Below are 23,798 nucleotides of genomic sequence, written 5' to 3'. Positions count from 1 at the left end.
CACCACCTCGAACAAACCAGCCCGAAACGGCACCTCCGCAGTCACATCGAAACCGACAGAAACGAATTCGACGACACGGCCGAGCACGTCGGCTTCCGATACCGGCTCGGCCGACAACGTCGGGGCGACCGCGTCGGCGTCGAGGACCAATTGCGATCCGACGCCGTCGATTTCGGGATAGATCGTTCGCACGGACTCGTGCCGGACGAGAACATCGCGAACAGCAAGATTGAGCGCCGACACATCGAGCTGCCCCGTCAGCCTGATCGCCACCGGAATGTTGTTCACCGCAGACGCAGTGTCGAACCTGTTCAAGAACCACATACGCTGCTGCGCAAGCGACAACGGAATGATCTCCGGCCGCTCCTGCGGCACCAGTGGCGCCGCGCCTCCCTCGCCCTGCGCGACTGCCTTGTCGACGAGTACTGCAAGTCCGGCAACAGTCGGCGCGTCGAAGAAGTCACGGACGTCGGTGCGGATGTCGAAACGCGCATTGATGCGAGAGATGACCCGGGTGGCGATCAGCGAGTTACCGCCGATCGCGAAGAAGTCGTCGTCGGCGCCGATTGTCTCGGAACCGAGCACCTCACCGAACACGGATGCCAGCGCCAGCTCGGTCTCGGTGGACGGTTCTCGGTATTCGTTCGCCAGTGACGAGAAATCGGGTGCCGGCAGCGCTTTTCGGTCGAGCTTGCCGCTCGAACCGAGGGGGAACTCCGCGACCGCGACGAACAACGCGGGGACCATGTACTCGGGTAGCCGAGACGCCACGACCTCGGCGAGACTCTTCTGCTCGATGTCCGCACCCGCCGCAGGTACCACGTATGCGACGAGAACGTCGCCGAGCGTCGCGTCCGCGTGAACGAGAGCTACCGCCTGCGAGACCGATTCGTGTTCGAGAATTGCCGTCTCGATCTCACCGAGTTCGATGCGCAGACCGCGAAGCTTCACCTGAAAGTCGGTGCGTCCCACGTATTCCAACATCTCGACGTCTGCGCGCGGAACCCACCGCACGAGGTCGCCGGTCCGGTACATGCGCTGTCCTGCCTCGAACGGATCCGCCACGAAGCGATCCGCGGTGAGGTCCGGTCGAGCCACGTACCCGCGCGCCAGCTGCACGCCCGCAAGATAGAGCTCTCCCTCGGCGCCCGAAGTCACCGGACGTAGGCCGTCGTCCAACACGTACAGCCGCGTGTCGACCACGGCCCGGCCGATCGGCACCGATCCCGACTCCACCGCAGCGGTCTCGTAGTAGGTGACGTCGACAGCGGCTTCGGTCGGGCCGTACAGGTTGTGCAGTTCGGCGGAGCTGACGGCATGGAATCGTGTCGTGGTCTGGGCAGGCAGAGCCTCACCGGACGCGAACACGTAGCGCAGAGTTCGGATTTCACGGATCGACGGTTCGGCGACGAACACCGCGAGCATCGACGGGACGAAGTGCGCAACCGTCACGTTGCGTTCTGTCATGACCCGGGCGAGATACGCGGGATCACGATGGCCGTCGTGTGCCGCGACGACGAGGCGCGCCCCGATCTGCAACGGCCAGAAGAACTCCCACACCGACACGTCGAACGTGAACGGGGTCTTCTGCAACACCACGTCGTCCGGGGTCAGGGTGTACTCGTCCTGACGCCACTGCACGTTGCTGACGATCGCGCGGTGGGTTACCGCCACTCCCTTGGGGCGTCCGGTAGACCCGGAGGTGAAGATGACGTAAGCCAGTGCGTCGTCGGTAAGTGTCCGGACACGGTCGTCGTCGGTGAGTGGCGTCGCCTCCAGATCGCCCAGGTCGAGCAGGTCGATCGACAGCACCTCGACCTCGGCGGGAAGATCGAGTGGCTGCGTGGACAGTCCGAGTACCGCTGCGGGCTGTGCGACGTCGAGTACGTAGGCGAGGCGGTCTGCCGGGTGATCGGGATCGAGAGGAACGTATGCCGCGCCGGACTTCACGATCGCGTACATGCCGACGAGAAGGTCGAGTGACCGTCGAATACCGAGCCCGACGAGAGACTCGGGGCCGATCCCCATCGACACGAGGTGTCGGGCGAGCCGATTGGCACGCGCGTCGAATTCTGCATACGTCAGCGATCGTCCGTCGAACTCGAGGGCGATCGCGTCCGGGGTACGGGCGACCTGTTCCTCGAAACGGGACACGAGCGTCGGTGGGCCTGCTGGGGTGAGATCTCCCAACACCTCGGACGCGTCGGCGACTATCGTGTCGACGATGCCTGCGAGCCCAACCGATTCGAGCGCGCCCGGAACAACGTTCGACAGCACGACGGTGACGAGAGCCTCGGTTCCGAGTGCACCTCCCATGGCTGCTTCGAGTGCGGCCAGTTCGGCGTGCAGAGCCGTGTAGCTCACAGCCGTCTCGCCATGGGTCAACGCGATGCGATCAGGCGCAGCATCGACCACTGCGGCGATCACGCCCGGAAGTTCGTCCACGGTTACGCCGCCAGCAGCGCCCTGGCTCCGAGTGTTCGGCCGGCCATTCGACATCTTCAGTGTTCCTCCTACTTACCGCCGCGCTACGCGCCGAAATGCATCGCGTACACGAGACACACTACGAAACGCTGCGACTCGAACCGGCTTCGACTCCACGTTCACGATCGAGCGTATGTAGGTCACTGCATGGAGGCACCGGCTCCTCCCGGCTCGGCCACCAGGGCCTGTGCTTCCTCGATCAATGAGGCAACGGTCGCGGCGAAGCCGTCGGCACCGAGGGCAGGCAAGATGCCCGGCAACAGGCCGGTCAGTGCAACCGACAGCACTGCCTCGGGCTTGAGCGCGCCACCGGTCGACGCGGACACGGCCGACAGCTTCTCGTCGAGCTCGCCGAACGTCACGCTCTTGTCGCCGAACGAGACCGCGACGGTCGACGCGGCAACGACGGCTGCCGCCGACACCAATTCGGGCAGGTCGTCGATCGTCTTCGGCTTCGGCGCGGGCTGTGCACGCTCGGCCTCCGAACGCATGTCGACGCCGCGGATGATGCTGCCCGGATCCGACGTCAGCAGATCGAGAAGACGGACGAACCGCTGCGCGAACAGTTCGATCGTCGCAGGCTCGAACAATGCCGTGGCGTAGTTGAACACGGCGTCGATTCCGATGAGATCGCCCGAGTCGTCGAAGCGTTCCGTCGCTGTCAACTGCAGGTCGACCTTGGCCTGCTCCAGACCGCTCTCCAACGCGGAGACCTCCAGATCCGGCAGCGCGAAGGTGCCGGTCGCGAGGTTCTGGAAGGTGAGCATGACCTGGAACAGCGGGCTGTACGCGGCCGAGCGCTTGTGTCCGACCACCTCCACAACCCGTTCGAACGGCACATCGGCGTTGCCGAACGCAGCGAGGTCCTTCTCCCGGACCTGAGTCAACAGATCCGCGAAGGTCGTGCTCGGCGTGACCGAGGTCCGAAGTACCAGCGTGTTGACGAACATGCCGACGAGGTCGTCGAGTGCGGCATCGCCTCGACCGGCGACCGGGGTACCGACGGTGATGTCCTGTTCGCCGCTCAGCTTCGACAGCAGAACCGCCAGTGCGCTGTGCACCACCATGAAGACCGTCGCATTGTGCTCGCGAGCAGTCTTCTGCACCCTCGCCGCGATGTCGGGCGCGACACCGAACTCGATGCGCCCACCACGCATGGACGCCCGGGCCGGTCGCGGGAAGTCGGTCGGCAGCGCCAGTCGTTCGGGAGTGCCTGCCAGTGCATCGGACCAGTACGCGATCTGACTGGACAGCACACTGTCGGCGTCGCCCTCGGATCCGAGTACCTCACGCTGCCACAGCGAGTAATCCGCGTACTGCACGGGTAGTTCCGTCCACTGCGGCGCGTCACCTGCTGTGCGTGCGACGTACGCGGTCATCACATCTCTGATCAACGGACGCATGGAGAATCCGTCGGCGCTGATGTGATGGGCGACGAAGACGAGCACGAACTCCGATCCGGTGGCCTCGGTGATGGAAAACAGCTCGGCGCGTACCGGAACTGCGTTCGCGACATCGAAGCCAGCGGTGACGACCTCACCTACGGCGGCAGGCACGTCGGTGGCCGAGATCTCGCGTAGTTCGAGCGCGGGAAGTGCCTCCGACATCGAGACGACGGATTGGATGGGCCCGTGCGCGGTGTCCGGGTACCGAGTGCGCAGGATCTCGTGCCTGCGGAAGAGGTCACCCACTGCGGCTCGCAGAGCGGCGACGTCCAAGGCGCCGGTGAGTCGAATGGCCACCGGAATGTTGTAGGCATCCGAGCCTGGATCCACCTGGTTGAGGGTCCACATGCGCTGCTGCGCCAAAGACAGCGGAACGGATTCCGGACGCGTCCGTGCGACGAGTGGAATGCGTGCACCCTGTCCGACGTACGACTCCACCCGAGCCGCAAGCGCGCCGACCTTCGGCGCCTCGAACACCGAACGAACCGAGATCGACGCGTCCAATGCAACACCGAGGCGTGCGACGAGCTGCGTTGCCACCAGCGAGTTACCACCAAGCGCGAAGAAGTCGTCGTCCAGTCCCACCCGAGCTACACCGAGCAGCTCGCAGTACACGCGGGCCACGATCTCCTCGATCGGATTGGTCGGGGCACGGAACTCCGAAGCCTCGAACACTGGAGCGGGGAGCGCGACTCGATCGAGTTTGCCGTTGGCGTTGAGCGGCAACGCCGCCAGGACGACGAAGTCGGACGGGACCATGTACGACGGCAACGACGAGCTCAACGCCGTTCGCACATCCTCGATGTCGACGGTCGCCGACGCGGAGGGAACCAAGTAGCCCACCAATCGATCACCGGTGTGCGGATCCGAGTACGAGATCACCACCGCGTCGGCGAGCAAGTCCAGCGCTCGCATCGCTGCTTCGATCTCACCGAGCTCGATCCGGAAGCCCCTGATCTTGACCTGGAAATCGGAACGACCCGAGAAGACCAGCTCGTCGTCCGCGTTCCAGTACGCAAGGTCGCCCGAGCGGTACAGCCTTCCACCGTTCGGATCGAACGGATCTGCGACGAATCGTTCGGCGGTCAGGTCCGGGCGGCCCAGGTAGCCGCGAGCCAACTGTCCGCCGGCAAGGTAGAGCTCACCGGTGGTGCCTGCCGGGACGGGATGCAGGCGGGAATCGAGTACGTACACCTGGGTGTTCCACTCCGGTCGACCGATCGGAACGCTCGCACTTTCGTCGGAGGTCACTCGATGCGACGTCACCGATACCGCAGCTTCGGTGGGGCCGTACAGGTTGAACAATTCGGCGTCGTTGTTCTCGACGAATCGTCGAGCGGTATCACCCGGAAGCGCCTCGCCGATGGCCAGTACTCGCGCCAACGACGACGGAACAGTGTTGTCTCCGTCCACCATCAAGGCGGTCAGCATCGACGGCACAACGTGGAGCGTCGTGATCGACTCGCGCCGAATGATGTCGGCAAGTCGCGCCGGATCACGATGGTCGTCGGGCCCGGCTATGACGAGCGTCGCGCCCGAAGTCGGAGCGGACCAGAACTCCCACACCGACAGGTCGAACGTCGCTGCAGTCTTGAGCAGAACCGAATCGGCAGCTCCGAGATCGAACTCGGCACGCTTCCACGTCAACTGATTGACGATTGCCGCATGGCTCACGGCGACGCCCTTGGGTCGGCCCGTCGATCCCGAGGTGAAGATCACGTAGGCACAGTTGTCGGTGCGCAGTGGCGCAGTTCGCTCCGAGTCGGTGATCGTTGAGCTCGCGTACGACGACGCGTCGAGGCTGTCGATGTTCACCACGGGAGTGTCCGCGGGCGACCGGTCGGAGAACGCTTCTCGGTCGCGCTCGGTGGACAGCAGCAATATCGGCTCGGCGGCGTCGAGAATGTACTCGATCCGCTCGAGCGGCTGGTCCGGGTCCACAGGCACGTACGCGCCACCGGTCTTCGCGACAGCGAACATCGCGACGACCAGATCCGCGCTGCGGCGAATCGCCAATGCCGTCCGTGTTTCCGGTCCGACTCCGCGGCCGATCAGGTAGCGCGCCACTGCGTTGACGCGCGCATCGAATTCGCGGTAGGTCCATCGTCGATCGCCCTCGACCAGAGCAATCGAGTCGGGGAGGCTCGCGACCTGCTCGTCGAACAGCGAAACCAAAGTGGCGTCACGGTCGACGGGATGATCCGTCGCGTTCGCAGATTCGACGAGAAGGGCCCTCTCGGCGCTGCTGAGCAGCTCGACGTCGCCGACCGGCGTTTCGGGCCGTTCCACGACGGTGTCGAGGAAGTGGACGAAACGGTGTGCGATCTTCTCGACCGTCGCGTGGTCGAACAGGTCTGTGGCGTAGGTGAACTCGGCCGACATGCCCGCGGGTGTCCCGTTGTCGTCGTAACGATCGACCACGATCAGGTGCAGATCGAACTGTGCAACGCCGGACTCGATCTCCATCGCAGCAATGTCGAGACCCGGGAGTGCCAGGTCCGTGATCCCCTGATTCTGGAACGAGAACCCGACCTGGAACAGCGGATGCCGAGCAGTCGAACGCACGGGGTTGAGAACCTCGACCAACCGCTCGAACGGAACGTCCGCGTTGGCGAACGCGCCCAGGTCGACCTCACGCGCGCGATCGACGAGTTCGGTGAACGGCAAGGCGCCGTCCACCTGTGTACGCAGCACCAGAGTGTTGACGAACATTCCGATCAGATCGTCCAGAGCGCGGTCGCCGCGGCCCGCAATGGGCGTGCCGACCGCGATGTCCGCGGTACCGGAGAGCCTGGCAAGCAGTCCTGCGAACGCCGCGTGCACCGCCATGAACAAGGTGCCGCCCCGCGACCGCGCCAGATCGCGAAGCCGTCCGTGCAGTTCTGCGTCGATCTCGAATTCGACACTGCCACCTACGAACGACTGGGTGGCCGGCCGCGTGCGATCGGACGGAAGTGTCAGCTCGTCCGGGACGTCTGCCAGTGCTTCGGTCCAATACCCGAGCTGCCGAGACGCCGTCGAGTCCGCGTCGTCTTCGGAGCCGAGCATGTCGCGCTGCCAGAGGCTGAAGTCGGCGTACTGCACCGGCAACGGAGCCCATCCCGGCTCGGCGCCCGTGGTCCGAGCGGCGTACGCCGTCATCAGGTCGCGAGCCAGCGGAGCGACCGACACCCCGTCGACGCTGATGTGGTGCGCGACCATCGCGAGCACGTGTTCGTCCGCACCGGTCCGGTAGAGCTCGATTCGAATCGGTACCTCGGTCGTAACGTCGAACTGTGTCGAGGCGAGCGATGCGATCTTCTCGGGGACGGCTTCCGAAGCCACCTCCGTGACCGACAGTTCGGGGAGTGCCTGCGACGGGCGCAGTATGTGCTGCACCGGTCCGTTCTCGGTCTCCGGGTACACGGTTCGCATCGACTCGTGGCGTGCGACGAGATCTGCGACGGCCGCACCGAGGGCGGCGACGTCCAGGTCGCCGGAGAGCCGAAGTGCGAACGGGACGAGGTACGCCGTGGACGTGGGATCGAACCGGTTGAGGAACCACATTCGACGCTGCGACAACGACAGTGGGATCTCGATCGGCCGCGCTCGAGCAACCAACGCGACCCGGGCTTCTCCGTCGGCCCGCTCGACCTCGACGGCGAGTTTCGCTACGGTACGGGCCTCGAACAGGGCACGGACCGGCACCGAGGCGCCGACCGCAGCGCCGATGCGGGCCACCACTCTGGTCGCGATCAGTGAATTACCGCCGAGCTCGAAGAAGTCGTCGTCGGCACCGATGCGTTCGACGTCGAGCAGATCGGCGAAGATCTCCGCCACGATCTCTTCGATCGGAGTGGCCGGCGCACGGAACTCGCGCACCTCGAACACCGGTTCCGGCAACGCGCGACGATCGAGCTTGCCGTTGACGGTCAATGGAATTTCGGGCACGACCACGAAGGCCGACGGAATCATGTATTCCGGCAGCGCTGCCGCGACCGAGGACCGTAGGTCCGCAGCGTCGATGGTCCCCCCGGACACGGGAACGACGTAGGCGACCAACTGGAGCGTGTCGTGTCGATCGGAGCGGACCACGACAGCCACCTGTCCCACCGAGTCGTCGGCGAGTACTGCGGACTCGATCTCGCCGAGCTCGATTCGGAAGCCTCGGATCTTGACCTGATCATCGGCGCGGCCGACGAACTCGAGATCTCCGTCGATGGTTCGACGCGCGACGTCTCCGGTCCGATACATCAGCGAACCGCCGGAGTGCGCCTGGGTTCCCGAGAACGGGTTGGCAACGAAGCGAGTTGCTGTCAAGTCCGTTCGACCGAGGTATCCGCGGGCCAACGTGCCGCCCGCAACGTACATTTCGCCGGACACACCGACTGGAACCGGCTGGAGTCGTTCGTCCAGCACGTAGACACGAAGTCCCGGGATCGCGCCGCCCACGACGGAACCCGTAGCGCTCGACACCAGTTCTTCGTCGATTCGGCGGTGCGACACGTGCACGGTGGTCTCGGTGATCCCGTACATGTTGACCAGTTCCGGAGAACGATCGCCGCGCCGAGCGAACCAGTCCGACAACCGCCGCAGTTCGAGTGCCTCACCGCCGAAGATCACGTACCGAAGCTGCAGATTCTGTCCGTCGGCGGGTGCGACTCGGTCCACCTCCGCCAGTTGGTAGAACGCCGACGGCGTCTGGTTGAGGACTGTCACATTCTCACGAATCAACAACTCGCGGAACGATTCCGGCGATCGCGAGGTGAAGTAGTCCACGACGACGAGCGTGCCACCGTGAAGCAGTGGGCCCCATAGCTCCCACACCGAGAAATCGAATGCGTACGAGTGGAACAGCGTCCATACGTCGTTGCTGTCGAACTCGAACAGCCCGTCGGTGTTGGCCATGAGACGCGCCACTGCGACGTGCGGAACCATGACGCCCTTGGGGCGGCCGGTCGAACCCGACGTGTAGATGACGTACGCAACGTCGGACGGACGCAGCGGACGACTCCGCTCGGCGTCGTCGATCGGCGACGACTCGTGCCCCGACAGGTCGATGAGGTCGACGTCGACGCTGTCGAGTTCGTGGGGCGCGGTGAACTCGCGGCCCGACCAGGTCACCAGTGCAGTGGGCGCAGAGTCCTCGAGTACGTACGCGATGCGATCGGCAGGGTTCGTCGGATCCACCGGTACGTAACCGCCGCCGGACTTGATCACGGCCAACAATGTGACGACCAGATCCACCGATCGCGGCAATGCCACAGCGACCAGGGACTCCGGGCCGACGCCCGTCGACATCATATGACGTGCAAGACGATTGGAGCGCTCGTCGAGTTCCCGGTAGCTCAATCGTTCGGCACCGAACACCACCGCTGTCGACTCCGGCGAACGCTCGACCCGACGCCCGAACAGTTCGGCGAGGGTCGCGTCTGCGGCAACCCCGTCGACGCCTGCCCAGGTCGACGTCACCAATGTTCGTTCCTCGGAACCGAGTAGATCGATCTCGCCGATCACCACGTCCGCATCGTCGACGACCGCGTCGAGAACGCGCAGCAATCGCGCTCCGAACTCTTCGACGGTGCGTCGGTCGTAGAGATCGGTGGCGTAGGTCCAGAACACCTGCAGGCCATCGAGCGCCCCGTCGACTGCGACCGCTTCGGTGACCGTCAGCTGCAGATCCGCGCGGGCGGTCGCAGCGTCGACGTCCACCGGTGCCACGGTCAGGCCGGGTAGTTCGAACTCGGTCCGACGGATGTTCTGAAACGCGAGCAGCACCTGGACCAGCGGGTGGCGGGCCTGTGAGCGCTCGGGATTGAGCACCTCGACCAGTCGCTCGAACGGAATGTCGGAGTGCGCGAACGCAGCCAGATCCACATCACGCGATGTCGCGAGCAGTTCGCTGAACTTTGCCGAAGCGTCCACATCGGTGCGCAGGACCAACGTGTTGACGAACATGCCGATCACGTCGTCGAGTGCGGCATCTCCGCGACCTGCGATCGGTGTGCCGACGACAACGTCCTCGGTCGCCGCCATGCGGGCGAGCAGTACCGCGACCGCGCTGTGGACGACCATGAACAAGGACGCATTGTTCTCACGCGCCAGCGTCGACAACTGTCGGTGAACGGCAGCGGTCACCTCGAAGGACACTACGTCGCCTCGACCCGAGGCAACCTCGCCACGCGGCCGATCGGACGGCAATGTCACCTCGTCCGGCAATTCCGCGAGGACATCGCGCCAGTACGACTCCTGCTGCGCGAGCAGCGATCCCGGATCGGATTCGGACCCGAGTACCTCTCGCTGCCAGATGGCGAAGTCCGCGTACTGGACGTCGAGCATCGGCCAACCGGGTTCTTGTCCTTCCGTGCGGGACACGTATGCGGTCATCACGTCCCGCGCCAGCGGAGACATCGAGAATCCGTCCGCGGCGATGTGGTGTGCCACGAACATCAGTACGTGCTCATCCGCCGAGACACGGAAGAGACGGGCTCGGAACGGGACCTGCAGTGTGACGTCGAAGCCGGTGGCGGCCAGCTCGTACATCTTCGCCGGCAGTTCGTCCGCGTGGACGAGCACCGGTGCCAGATCGAGCGCGACATCACCGACGGCCAGGATCTTCTGATATCCGGATCCGTCGTCGTCGGGGTAGACCGTACGGAGCGACTCGTGACGGCTCAGCAGATCGCTCACCGCTGCCGTGAGCGCATCCACATCGAGGGCGCCGGTGAGCCTGATTGCCGCAGGGATGTTGTTGACGGCCGACTCGGTGTCGAACCGGTTGAGGAACCACATCCGTTGCTGCGCAAGGGACAGCGGGATCCGCGCCGGACGGACCTGCGGCCCGAGCTTGGCACGACCACCTGTTCCGGCCTTCCGTTCGACACTGGCGGCCAGCGCACCGACAGCCGAATTCTCGAACAGCTCGCGAACACCGACGCTCGTCTCGAGCGCGGCACCGAGCCTCGACACCAGCTGCATTGCGACGAGCGAGTTTCCGCCCAGCTCGAAGAAATCGTCGTCGAGACCGACCCTCTCGGTGCCGAGAACGTCCGCGAACACCTGCGCGACGATCTCCTCGATCGGCGTGACGGGCGAACGGAACTGCGCGACGTCGATGCTGGGTACCGGCAGGGCGTGGCGGTCGAGCTTGCCACTGGCATTGAGCGGCAGGAAGTCCAGCGTCACGAACGCGGACGGGACCATGTACGACGGCAACGACGCCTTCAGTGCCGAACGCAGCGCAGCAGAATCGATGGATCGGCCTGGCGTCGGTACGACATAGGCAACGAGCCGATCGCCTGCTCGCGCGTCGGAGTGAACAACGACGACCGAATGGTCGACGTTCTCGCCTGCGGTGCGAAGACTGGACTCGATCTCACCGAGTTCGACGCGCTGACCACGAAGCTTGACCTGAAAGTCGCTGCGTCCGACGTACTCCAGCTCACCGGCAGGGTTCCACCGCACGAGGTCACCGGTACGGTAGAGACGAGTCCCCTTCTCTCCGAATGGATTCGCCACGAATCGTTCGGCCGTCAAGTCCGTTCGGTTCGCGTAACCCCGAGCGAGCTGAACACCACCGACGTACAACTCTCCCAGGACGCCCGCGGGCACCGGGTGCATCCGCTTGTCCAACACGTACACCTGGGTGTTCCACAGCGGCACACCGATGGGCACGTGCGCGGAATCAGCCTCCGTGACAGCGTGATAGGTGACATCCACGGCCGTCTCGGCGGGTCCGTACAGGTCGTGCAGCTCAGCTCCGGGGAACACACGCCGTACTCGGTTCACCGTAGACGGCGTCAGCGCCTCGCCGCCGACGAACAGCAGCCGTAGCGAACGGCACGCTTCGGTGTCGACGTCGGTGACGTACACCGACAGCACAGAGGGAACGAAGTGCGCCAGCGTCACCTGTTCCCGCTCGATGATGCGGGTGATCCGGCTCGGATCACGGTGCGCGTCATGGGGCGCGATGACCAGTGAGGCACCGTTCTCCAACCCCCAGAAGAACTCCCACACCGACACGTCGAAGGTCGCCGGTGTCTTCTGAATCAACACGTCGGCGTCGGACAGTGGGTAGACATCCTGTCGCCACAGCATTTGATTCACGATCGCGCGGTGGCTGACCGAGACGCCCTTCGGCTTGCCGGTCGAGCCCGAGGTGAAGATGAGGTAAGCCGGGTTATCCGGTCGCAGCGGCGAAGTCCTGTCCGCATCCGTGATCGGCGTCGACGGTACATCGCTCAGATCCAGCCGGTCGAACACGCAGATCGGGGCATCCGACACCAACGACTCGGCGATGTCGGCAGTGGCGAGGACGATGGACGGTTGTGCGGTCGACAGCACGTGTTCGTTGCGTGCGGAAGGCTGGTCGGGATCGATGGGGACGTACGCTGCCCCGGTCTTGACGATCGCATACATGCCGATCAACAGCTCGAACGAGCGTCGTGCGACCAGCGCGACCGTGGACTCCGGCCCGACTCCCCTGTCTATCAAGCACCGAGCCAAGGAGTTGGCTCGTGCGTCGAATTCCGCGTAACTCAGAACAGAGGACGGTTCTTCGGTCTCCGATGCGAGAACCAGCGCAGGCGCGTCCGGCGTGCGTGCAACCTGAGCGTCGAAGAGCGACACCAAGGTGTGCCTGTCGTCGAGGTCGTGGTCGGTGTCGTTGACCGACCGTACCAGTCGCTCGTACTCGTCGGGATCGTGAAAATCGATGTCGCCGACGATAATTGCCGGATCGGAACCGACCGCCTGCACGATGCGCTGGAACCTGTCCGCGAGCGCCTCGACGGTGGGCTCCTCGAAAAGATCGGTCGCGTAGGTGAAGAGACAGGACAACCCAGCGCCGACCCCGTGCTCGTCGACCTTCTGACTCATCGTCAACTGAAGGTCGAACTTCGACCCCTTGGTTGCGAAATCGACCATCGAAACCGACAGTCCTGGCAGCTCCAGATTGGTTCGCTCCATGTTCTGGAACGACAGCATCACCTGGAACAGTGGGTGGCGAGCCTGCGAGCGAGCTGGGTTGAGCACCTCGACGAGCCGCTCGAACGGAACATCGGCGTTGGCGAAGGCCGCGAGGTCAGTCGTGCGAGTGCGCGCGAGCACATCTTCGAAACGCGCGCGCCCGTCGACCGGGGTCCGAAGAACGAGCGTGTTGACGAACATGCCGATCAGATCGTCGAGCGCCGACTCACCGCGCCCGGCTACCGGGGTACCGATCACGATGTCGTCGGTTCCCGACATGCGGGCCAGCAGGACCGCGAAGGCCGAGTGCATCACCATGAACAACGACGAGCTGTGGCGATGCGCGACGTCGGTCAAGACGTTCACAGTGTCCTGGTCGACATCGAAAGTCACTCCGGCGCCGCGATTGGTTGCGACGGCAGGTCTCGGGTGATCCACCGGCAGGTCCAAGTGCGCAGGTATCCCGGCGAGAGTTGTCTTCCAGTAGTCCTGTTGACGAGCCAGCAGGGAGTCCGGGTCGTCTTCGTGCCCGAGCATGTCACGCTGCCACAGGCTGTAGTCGGCGTACTGAACCGGCAGCGGCAACCAGTTTGGTTGCACCCCTTCGGATCGCGCGACATACGCGGTCATCACATCTCGAGTCAGCGGGCCCATCGAATAGCCGTCCGTGGAGATGTGATGGACGACGAGTACCAAAATGTGCTCGGTCGGGCTGATCTCGAACAAGCGCGCGCGAAGGGGCAGTTCGACGGTGACGTCGAAGCCCGTCGTCGCAACCTCTTCCAGAACCGAGAAGATGTCTCCTCCGGAGATCTCGATCGGCGCGAGATCCGGGATGACCTGACTCGTCGGCAGCACCAACTGGTGCCCCGAGCCGTCGACCTCGGGGAAGACAGTTCGCAGGGACTCGTGCCGATCCAGCACGTCGGCAACGGCCACGTTGAGTGCTTGCCGGTCGAGCAGACCGGACAGTCGAACGGCAACAGGAATGTTGTTGACCCCGGAGGCCGTATCGAACCTGTTGAGGAACCACATTCGCTGCTGGGCAAGCGACAGGGGAACCAACTCGGGGCGCACCTGCGGAACCAACGGCTTACGTCGGCCGGCGCCCGCCCTCTCGGCAAGCGCCTGAGCCAGTGCGGCGACCGACGGATTCTCGAAGAGCGAACGCACGCCGATTTCCGCATCGAGGGCCGCACCCAGTCGCGTCACGACCCGCGTTGCAATCAACGAGTTTCCGCCGAGCTCGAAGAAGTCGTCGTCGAGCCCGACCTCGGTGGCGTCGAGAACCTCGGCGAACACGCGGGCGACCGTCTGCTCCGTCTGCGTGACGGGTTCGCGGTACTCGCGTTGGACGTGTACCGGATCGGGCAGCGCGCGGCGGTCCAACTTGCCGGTCGCGCCCAGCGGAAACTCCGTCATCGGCACGAACACCGACGGCACCATGTACTCGGCCAGTCGCTGTGCCAACGCGGCCCGCACGGGTCGTAGATCGGTCTCGGGCGCGACGACCACATAGGCGACCAACTGCTCGCCGCGCACCAGCACAGCTGCCTGCTGGATCTGCGCATTCTCGAGCAGAACCGTCTCGATCTCGCCGAGCTCGATTCGCAAACCTCTGAGTTTGACCTGTGAATCGCTCCGGCCGAGGTATTCGAGTTCGCCCGCACGATTCCACCGCACGACGTCGCCGGTGCGATACATCCGACTTCCGTTCTGCGCGAACGGGTCTGCGACGAATCGGTCGGCAGACAGGTCGGGCCGTCCAATGTATCCGCGGGCCAGTTGAGCACCCGCGAGATACAGCTCACCTGCAACACCGACCGGCACTGGCGACAGACGAGCGTCGAGCACGAACACCGACGTGTTCCACACAGGCGCGCCGATCGGCATCACCACGGTGTCGACGTCGCTCACCCGGTGGTAGGTGACATCGACGGCGGCTTCGGTGGGGCCGTACAGGTTGTGCAGGGAGACCCTCGGCAGTGCTCGACGCAGCGCCTGTGCCGTCGTCGGGGCCAGTGCTTCCCCCGATGCGAAGACGAGACGCAACGAACTTCCGGCTGCGCGGCGGACCTCGACCTCCGGGACGAATACCGCCAACATCGACGGCACGAAGTGCGCGACCGACACACGTTCGCGCTGGACGAGTTCGAGTAGGTAGACGGCGTCGCGGTGGCCGTCGGGCACTGCGACGACTACGGACGCCCCGGTCTGCAGAGCCCAGAAGAACTCCCAGACCGACACGTCGAACGTCGACGGAGTCTTTTGCAGCACTACGTCGTCGGCGCCGATCGGATACTCGTTCTGCATCCACAGCAGCCGGTTGACGATGGCCGAATGCGCGACCGCGACACCCTTGGGTCGTCCGGTCGAACCGGACGTGAAGATCACGTACGCCGTGTTCCATTCACGCAGCGGAGACACTCGGTCACTGTCGACGACGGGCGCGCTCGAGTACTCGTCCACATTCAGCACATCGATGTCGATGACCTCGATGTCGGCGAGTTCGAGATGATCACGCGTGGTGGACAACACGCAGACCGGCGACGCGGTCGACACGATGTACTCGTTGCGCTCGGCCGGCTGTGTCGGATCGATCGGCACGTACCCGGCGCCTGCTTTGACGATGGCGTACATTCCGACCAGCAGTTCCAGGCTGCGGCCGATCGCGAGACCCACCAGCATGTCCGGACCGACCCCGATCGAGATCAGATGCCGTGCAAGACGGTTGACTCGGGTATCGAAATCCGAGTACGTGAATCTCTCGCCTTCGTAGACCACTGCCTTCGCGTCGGGAGTGGCCGAGACCTGACGATCGAAGAGGTCGACCAGCGTGCGACCCGGGGCGAGATCGTGCTGCGTACGGTTCCACGTCGACACGACGCGCTCGCGCTCGCCGATGTCGAGCAGATCGATATCGCCCACCGCGACCGAAGAATCCCTGACGACCGCTTCGAGCACCCGAACGAATCGAGATGCGAAGCTACGGACGGTCTCCGAATCGAAAAGGTCTATCGCATAAGTCAATTCGGCGGACATTCCTTGCCCACGCCCGTCGACACCGATCGACTCGGTGACGTTGAGCTGCAGGTCGAACTTGGCGACCTCGGCGTCGAGCGCGACACTGTCGACCGAAAGACCGGGAAGTTCGACGTGTGTCCGGGTGAGATTCTCGAACGACAGCATTACCTGGAACAGTGGGTGGCGAGCCTGGGAACGTGCCGGATTGAGTACCTCGACGAGGCGTTCGAACGGCAGATCCGCATGACCGAACGCACCGAGCGCCACTTCCCGCGCTCGACCGATCTGCTCCGAGAACGATCTCGACGCATCGATGTCGGTGCGCAGCACCAGAGTGTTGACGAACATCCCGACCAAATCGTCGAGTGCGGCATCGCCGCGACCTGCCACCGGCGTTCCGATGGCGATGTCGTCCGTCCCGGACAGCCTGGCAAGGAGGACGGCAAGAGCACCGTGGACGACCATGAAGAGGGACGCGTTGTGCGCGTGCGCCAGGACCGACAGCTCACGGTGGATCTCCGCTGGGATCTCGAACCGGATGGACGAACCCTTGTACGACTGACGGCTCGGCCGCGGTCGGTCGGTCGGCAGGTCGAGTTGATCCGGGAGTCCAGCGAGGATGTCGGCCCAGTACTCGACCTGGCTCGAAATGAGCGAGGCCGACTCGTCCTCCGAGCCGAGAACAGAACGCTGCCACAGGCTGTAGTCGGCGTACTGGACGGCCAGTGGCAACCAGTTGGGATGCTCCCACTCCGTCCGAGCCGCGTAGGCGATCATGATGTCGCGGGCGAGCGGGCCCATCGACCAACCGTCCGCCGAGATGTGGTGAACAACCATCGCAACCACGTGTTCACGTGGTCCTATCTCGAACAACCGGGCCTGGATGGGAACGTTCACGGTCACGTCGAACGTGGTGGAGGCCAGCGCGAATACCTGCCGCTGGATGTCCGCAGCCGACGTCAGAATCGGAGTCAGATTCGGAACGGTCTGGGCGGCGTCGAGAATGCACTGTCGTGGACCCTCGGCGGTGTCCGGGTAGACGGTCCGCAACGACTCGTGGCGGTCGATGACGTCCATGATGGCAACCTGCAGCGCCGCCACATCCAACTCGCCGGTCAGTCGCAGCGCGAACGGGATGTTGTACGCCGTCGAATCGCGGTCGAACCGGTTGAGGAACCACATCCGTTGCTGCGCAAGGGACAAGGGGATGTGCTCGGGCCGTGCAGCGGCGACGAGCGCGGTGCGACCGCCCTCGCCTGCTGCTTGTTCCACCCGCACTGCCAGGAGCGCGACGGTGGATGCCTCGAAGAGCATGCGCACGGGAACGCTGGCATCCAGCGCCACGCCCAGCCGAGAAACGACCTGGGTTGCGATCAGCGAGTTGCCGCCCAGCTCGAAGAAATCGTCGTCGAGACCGACCCGCTCGACCCCGAGCACCTCGGCGAACACTTCGGCGACGATCTCCTCGATCGGAGTCGTCGGCGCACGGAACTCGCGTACCTCGAACACCGGTGCAGGCAGCGCCCGACGATCGAGCTTTCCGTTGACAGTCAGCGGGATGGAGTCCAGAACCACGAATGCCGATGGCACCATGTACTCCGGCAACTGCTCGGCCACGTTGGCGCGCAGCGCATCCACATCGACCGAGGCACCGCCCTTCGTGACACCGCCCTTCGTGACACTGCCGTTCGTGGCACCGCCGTTCGAGTTCTCACCCACGACGTAGGCCACCAGCCGAGCCGTGCCCGGCATGTCCTCGCGGACGATGACGGCGGCCTGAGTGACCGAGTCCTGGGCGGTGACAACGGCTTCGATCTCCCCGAGCTCGATTCGGAACCCACGAATCTTCACCTGGTCGTCCGAGCGTCCCAAGTACTCCAACTCACCGGCCGCGTTCCACTGTGCGACGTCACCGGTGCGGTAGAGCAACGAGTGCCCGTCGCCCGAACCGAACGGATCGGCAACGAATCGAACCGACGTCAAGTCCTGCCTGCCGAGGTAACCCCGTGCAAGCTGGCCACCGGCGACATAGAGCTCGCCCGGGACACCGATAGGCACGGGATGCAGGCGCGCATCGAGGACGTACACGCGAAGACCTGCAATCGGCTTACCCACGACCGAAGCCGAAGTCGCGGCGAGAGCGGCCTCCGTCAAGTATTGATACGACACGTGCACGGTCGTCTCGGTGATGCCGTACATATTGACCAGCTGAGGCTGCGCATCGCCATGCCGGTCGAACCACCCCGCGAGGCGGCGCGGTTCGAGCGCCTCGCCCCCGAAGATCACATATCTCAAGGCAAGAGCGTCGGACTGTCCGATCTCACCGTCGAGATGTGAGACCTCACCATTGGACCCGGGGTCGACGCTGGCGGCGTGCACGGCGGTCCGATCCGCCTCGGACAGCTGATAGAACGCCGACGGCGTTTGGTTGAGAACAGTGACCTGCTCGTCGACCAACAATTGGTGGAACGCCTCGGGCGTACGCGAGGTGAAGTAGTCCACCACCACGAGTCGTCCGCCGTACAGCAGTGGACCCCACAGCTCCCAGACCGAGAAGTCGAACGCGTAGGAGTGGAACATCGTCCACACGTCGTCCGCACCGAATCGATACACCTCGGTGGTGTTCGCGAACAGCCGCACCACGTTGCGGTGCGAGACCAGAACGCCCTTGGGTCGGCCGGTCGAGCCCGAGGTGTAGATAACGTAGGCGACATTGTCGGGTCCGAGGGGACCACGCCGGTCGGCGTCGGCGATCGGCACGCCGGAGTACGCCTCGAGATCCACCCCATCGAGATCGAGCGATCTTGCACCACAAAGCTTTTCGACGTCCGCCGGCAATTCGACGCCAGCTGCGCCCGAGTACAGAATGCTGATCGGGCGAGCGTCCTCGAGCATGAATTCCATGCGATCGACGGGATAGTTCGGATCGAGTGGAAGGTATCCCCCGCCGGCTTTGACGACAGCGAGAAGCGCGACGACCAACTCGATCGAACGAGGCAGTGCAACGGCGACCAGCGTCTCCGGCCCCACCCCGTGCGAGATCAACAGACGCGCAAGTCGATTGGTCCGAGAGTCCAATTCTGCGTAGGTCAGCGAGCTGTCGCCGAACGTCACCGCAACGTTCGACGGGTGGGCGCGTGCCGCGTCGCCGAAGAGGTTCACCAGGGTCGTGGGTTCGGAGACGTCGACACCCGAAACGTTCCATTCCGATGCAACGGACCGATACTCATCCGCCTCGATGATCTGCACGTCCCCGACCGGCAGTCGAGGATCAGCGGTGACCGAGTTCAGGATCGCCGTGAATCTCGTTGCGAAACTGGCGACGAGTTCGGCGTCGAACAGATCGGTGGCGTACTCGAAGACCGCCACGATACCGGCGGGCCTGCCGTTGTCGTCGTGGTGCTCGGTCAACCACAGCTGTAGGTCGAACTTGGCGATCGGGACGTCGAATTCGTCTGCTACCGCACGCAATCCGCCCACGTCGAGTTCGCGAGACATTGCCGATTCGAGCGAGAGCGCGACCTGGAACAGCGGATGACGTGACGTCGAGCGCGCCGGATTGAGGACTTCCACCAACCGCTCGAACGGGACGCCCGCGTGTGCGAATGCGGACAAGTCTGTATCCCGAACATGACCGACCAGGGTTTCGAACGAGTCCCCGGGATCGACCTCGGTACGGAGGACGAGAGTGTTGACGAACATTCCGACGAGGTCGTCGAGTGCAGGCTCCCCGCGCCCGGCGACGGGCGCACCGATGGCGATGTCGGTGGTGCCACTGAGCCTCGCGAGCAGGATCGCGTACGCGGACTGCATCACCATGAACAGCGAGGCACTGTTCGCACGTGCAAGTCCGGCAAGCGACGAGTGCAGCTCCGCGGGCAGCTCGACGCGCAGCTTGGCCCCGGAGTTGGACGAGACTGTAGGACGCGGACGACTGAACGGCAGCGTCAGCTGATCGGGTAGATCTTCGAGTGTGGCGCTCCAGTACCGGATTTCGCGCGCGGACAGCGATGTCGGGTCCGATTCCGGTCCGAGTACCGCTCGCTGCCACAGCGCGTAGTCGGCGTATTGCACGCTCAGCGGCGACCAGTCCGGCTCACGACCGTCCGCGCGTGAGGAATACGCGACGAGCACATCGCGGGCGAGTGGACCGAACGACGCACCGTCGGCGGCGATGTGGTGGAGCACCATCGCGAACTCGTGCTCGGTCGGCGAGATCTCGAAAATCGCGGTACGGAACGGCGCGTCGACGGTGACATCGAAGCCCTTGCCCACGAGCTCACCGAGATGCCGGGACAAGTTCTCGCGAGCGATCCGCGTGGGCACTATGTCCGTGGGAACGCGGGCAGGGTCGAGTACGACCTGCTCCGGCGAGCCGTCGACCTCGGGATAGATGGTGCGAAGCGATTCGTGCCTGCGCACGACGTCGGCGAATGCGGCCGACAGCGCCTCGACATTCAGCTTGCCGGTCAGACGAACAGTGAACGGTAGGTTGTACACCGCGGTCGACGGATCGAACCGGTTGAGAAACCACATCCGCTGCTGAGCGGGCGAGAGCGGAATCCGGTCGGGCCGATCACGCGCCTCGAGCACGGGGGCGTCGTTGCCGACGACCGACGCCGATTCCGCACGAGCAGCGAGAGCGCCGACGGTCGGCGCCTCGAACAACTCGCGTACGCCCAGTCGGATACCGAGCGCCGACCCGACACGGGTAACGAGTTGTGTTGCAATCAGCGAGTTTCCGCCGAGCTCGAAGAAGTCCTCGTCGAGACCGACGTGGGTAGCACCCAAGACGTCCTCGAACACGCCCGCGACCACGTATTCGGCATGGCTCTGTGGCGCTCGGTACGTCTTGACACTGGTGAACACCGGCTCGGGCAGGGCCTTGCGGTCGAGCTTGCCGCTCGTGTTGAGCGGAAGTGCGTCCAGCACCATGATCGAGGCCGGGACCATGTACGAAGGCAGTGACCGTCCGGCGAACTCCACCGCCTGCGCAGCGTCGATCGCGGTACCCGGCGCCGGCACGACGTAGGCGACCAATTGTTCACCGGTCGCGGTGGGAATGACGAGTGCAACGGCCTGGGAAATCGACTCGTGCGCAAGAAGAACCGTCTCGATCTCGCCGAGTTCGATGCGCTGGCCGCGGAACTTGACCTGGAAATCAGTACGGCCGATGTAATCGATCGTGCCGTCGGCGCGCCACTTGACGAGGTCGCCTGTGCGGTACATTCGCTCCCCCGCCGACCCGAATGGGTTGGCAACGAAGCGATCCGAGCTCAGATCGGGACGCCCGACGTAACCGCGCGCCAATTGAACACCGGCGAGGTAGAGCTCGCCTGCCTCGCCGATCGGCGTCGGGCGCAGTCTCCCGTCCAGGACGAACGTTCGGGTGTTCCACTCCGGTACGCCGATCGGAACGGTCTTGAGATCCGCAATTCCACTCTCGTAGTACGTGACCGACACGGCAGCCTCGGTCGGACCGTACAGGTTGTGTAGACCTGCACGGGAGAGATCACGGAACGCTGCGGCTGTTTCCGCCGGCAGCGCCTCACCGATGACGAACACGTGCCGAAGAGAACCACATGTCCCGGCAGGCGCGTTGGCCACGAAGACGGACAACATCGACGGCACGAAGTCGGTGACGGTGACGCCGTACTCGGCGATCTTGTCCGCGACATAGATCGAGTCACGATGGCCGTCCGGAGTCGCGAGCACCATCGTGGCGCCGACTCGAAGCGGGAGAAAGAAGCCCCACAACGACACGTCGAACGTCGTCGCGGTCTTCTGCAGGTAGACGTCCGAGGACTCCAGACCGTATTCGGCGGTCATCCACTGCAGCTGATTGTCGATTGCCGCGTGCGAGACCGCCACGCCCTTGGGGCGGCCGGTCGAGCCCGAGGTATAGATCACGTACGCCGTGTTGTCCATCCGCAACGGGGACAGTCTTTCTCGGTCCTCGACGCGTGACCCCCTCAGCTTCCCGAAGTCGACCAGGTCGACCTCGACGACGTCTGTGCCCGCGGGAAGTTCGACCGCATCGCGTGAGACGGTCAGCACGCACAGCGGCTGCGCGGATTCGAGGATGTAGGCCGTGCGATCCGCGGGGTGATCTGGATCGATCGGAACCCAGGCACCGCCGGCCTCGACGATTGCGTACATCGCGACGACCAGATCCAGCGACCGTCGAATCGACAAACCTACGAGAGTCTCGGGCCCGACGCCTTTGTCGATGAGGATTCGGGCAAGGCCACCGACTCGCGCGCCGAGTTCACCGTAGGACAGCGAACGGTTCTCGAACACCAGCGCCGTCGCGGACGGGTCGGTGTCCACTCGCGCATGGAATTCGGACAGCAACGTGGCCGGTACGAGCTCCCGCGCCGTGTCGTTCCAGGACCGGAGAACCTGCCTCTGTTCGTCTTCGGTGACAAGGGCGAGATCCCACACGCGAGTGTCGGGAGTCGACTCGACGAACCGATCGAAGAAGTCGACGAATCTGTTGTGATTCCGCTCCGATTCCTCGGACGAGTACAGGTTCGGGTTCGATTCGAAATCGATGTGAGTCTTGCTGCCCGCGACACTCTGATAGAGGTTGAGACCGAAATCCTCGATCAGGCCCGTCGAGAGGATGTTGATGCCCCCGACCATCGAGCCGAGTCGCACCTCGCCGAAGAACAGCATGATGTTGACCCAGGGCCCGAAGAACGACGCCTGGCCGCTTGCTCCGCCAGCGTCACGTCGGATGTCCTCATGGCGATAACGCTGGTGCCGCAGCGCACCGGTGACCTCGGTCCCGATACGTGCGAGTAGCTGTTCGACCGTGGTCTCCGCCGACACGTCGAGTCGTAGCGGAACGACGTTGGAGACCATTCCACCCGAGCGCCGAAGCACCGCGGTCGTGCGAGCGGTCACCGGCAAGCTCAGGACGACGTCCTCGCGACCGGTCATCTGCGCCATGTACGCCGCGAATGCGGCGATGACGACGCTGGCCAGCGTCGTGTCCGTGGCGTCGGTGAGCGCATCGATACCGGACACAGCGGCAGGAGACAGAGATGTGGAGTCGATCTGGCTGACCGCCGCAGGCGCGGCGCTACGTCCGGCGAGGCTCGTCACCGAATCGATGCCGGCGATCCGCTGTGCCCAGTAGTCGCGGTCGGTGACGAACCGCGTCGAGTCACGGTAGGACACATCGATGTCGTAGACCTTGCGCAGGTCGGACGACATGTTCTTCTTGGGCTCCGTGCCCTCGACCGCGGCGGTGTACAGCTCGGCTGCACGGTTCATGAACGTCACCGCGCCGAATCCATCGAGAACGACGTGATGGACCCGCTCGTACCAGAAGTACAGATCGTCCTCGAGTTGAAGGACTGTGGCGGAGATCAGGCGGTCACGCAGGATGTCGATCGGCGCACTGTAGTCAGCGCGCATCCACGCGAGTGCTACTGCGCGGGGGTCCGCCTCACCGCGAAGATCGCGGTACCCGAGGGCATCGTCGAGGGACGGGTCGACGTACTGCCTCGGCTCTGCATCCACCTCGACGATCCGAACGAATCCGGACTGCATTTCGAGCGCGGCCTCCGACGAGACCCGCTGGAGTAGATCACGGTCGAGATCACCGCGGAGTTCGACGTACTGGGCAATGTTGGCCGGTACCGATGGGTCGACGTGTTGAGCGAACCACATGCCGAGCTGTGCGGGAGAGAGCGGAAAGGACGATTCGGGCAGTCCGTGGCCTTCAGATGCACCTTCGGCTGATTCTTCCCAACCTAGCGGGTCCAATCGAATCCTCTCTTTCCCACAATCACGCGCCCTCGCCGAACATCGATTTCACCGAAGCTCTTCGAGCACCGAACACACAAATGTAATAGTTTTTTGCAATCAGAACGACTCGCCGCCCCGCGC

At 64.3% G+C, this 23,798-nt stretch carries 2 protein-coding genes; both read right to left on the bottom strand.

Annotated features, from left to right (window positions below; genetic code table 11):
• The coding region (locus ACODSO_RS18410; protein ID WP_489038217.1) for an amino acid adenylation domain-containing protein at positions 1-2,499 on the bottom strand (2,499 nt) is incomplete at its 3' end.
• A 125-nt stretch (positions 2,500-2,624) separates the two neighbouring features.
• Positions 2,625-23,675 carry a non-ribosomal peptide synthase/polyketide synthase gene (locus ACODSO_RS18405; protein ID WP_489038216.1) on the bottom strand — a complete coding sequence of 7,017 codons (21,051 nt, stop codon included), beginning with the start codon at positions 23,673-23,675 and terminating at the stop codon, positions 2,625-2,627.
• Between the last annotated feature and the right edge of the window lie 123 nt (positions 23,676-23,798).

Source organism: Rhodococcus sp. FG69 (assembly GCF_057808915.1).
Note: the sequence above shows the minus strand (reverse complement) of the source record. Positions and strands in the feature narration are given on the sequence as shown.